This is a genomic window from Priestia sp. BR_2, assembly GCF_041954005.1.
GTDB classification, from domain to species: domain Bacteria; phylum Bacillota; class Bacilli; order Paenibacillales; family Paenibacillaceae; genus Paenibacillus_AQ; species Paenibacillus_AQ lautus_A.
The window spans coordinates 1-1,088 of sequence record NZ_JAVFHM010000220.1 but is presented as its reverse complement, the minus strand read 5'-3'; the positions used below and the strand labels follow the sequence as shown (position 1 = coordinate 1,088).

2 protein-coding genes are annotated in these 1,088 nt (G+C 36.8%); both read right to left on the bottom strand.

Going from position 1 to position 1,088, the window contains the following annotated elements; translation table 11 throughout:
• Positions 1–210: 210 nt before the first annotated feature.
• On the bottom strand, positions 211–603 hold the full coding sequence (locus RB298_RS17170; RefSeq protein ID WP_486047668.1) for a (2Fe-2S) ferredoxin domain-containing protein: 393 nt from the start codon (positions 601–603) through the stop codon (positions 211–213).
• 92 nt (positions 604–695) lie between these two features.
• Complete coding sequence (gene rpsN, locus RB298_RS17165) at positions 696–965, bottom strand: 30S ribosomal protein S14 (RefSeq protein ID WP_071274461.1); 270 nt, start codon at positions 963–965, stop codon at positions 696–698.
• Between the last annotated feature and the right edge of the window lie 123 nt (positions 966–1,088).

The window sequence follows — 1,088 nt, the reverse complement described above, 5'->3', positions numbered from 1 at the left end:
GAAATATACAGTTCAAATTCCATATTTGAAACAGAGAAAATATAATTTCTTAAATATTTAAAGATGACAAAAGCCGCCCTGTTCACCAGAAGCGGCTTTTGGTGTCTAGATTAAGTAACAGGTGAATCAGAGAGAACAAACAGACATTTTTAATGATGTTTCTCTGTTCGTCGGTTATTCTTACAAGGGCTGTGTTCTCGCTGTTGTAAATTAAAGTTTTTTAGATACTTTGATGACGGTTTCTTTTTCTTTTGAGATACCTTTCACAGTACCTTCTGTTCGCTGAAATCCTTCTTCGCAAAAAGTATGGCTTATTTTTCCTACAAAAGGCTGATCCTTCTTTAATGAGTTAATAAGCTCTCGTGCATCCTGAGGTTTCACATCTTTATACCAAATACCGTCTGGATAGGAAATGACGACGCATTTATCGTGGCATCTTCCATTACATCGAGTGCGAGTAGTGTGTATGTATGAATCTAATTCTTGATTGGCTATCTCACTTCGAATCGCTTGTGTAACTTCTTCGGCTCCAACCCGATTGCAGCTGCTTCCATTGCAAATGAGAACGTGATGTTTCGTTGTATCTAAGTTCCATGTAGCCATATTAATTCCTCCTACTAAAAGTACTGATTCCGATTCACAGGGCGTGTTCATTCTTTTTTTACCCAAAAGGCTGCCTTTACTTAATTAGAAATTTACCAGCTTGATTTTTTCACTCCAGGAAGCTGTCCTTTGTGAGCTAACTCTCTAAAAGCAATTCGAGAAAGTTTAAACTTACGCAAATATCCGCGAGGTCTTCCCGTTACCTCACAGCGGTTATGCAGGCGAGTAGGCGAAGAATCTCTCGGGAGTTTTTGTAGTTCATCATAATTTCCTTGTTCCTTTAATTGTTTTCTTAACTCAGCGTATTTTTTGACAAGTGCTTGACGTTTCTTTTCTTTTGCTATTTTTGATTTTTTAGCCAAATCATCCATCCTTTCTTAAAACCCTCTCTCAAATCGTAATCATTACTATTTGTATTTTTACATCATAAACCACTAATGAAGTAAATGCAACTAATACTTATAATCCAGATCGCCGTTTTATAC

Bases quoted from the DNA above. Each gene is read 5' to 3' on its own strand.
- RB298_RS17170 (WP_486047668.1), bottom strand. From the start codon at position 603: ATGGCTACATGGAACTTAGATACAACGAAACATCACGTTCTCATTTGC.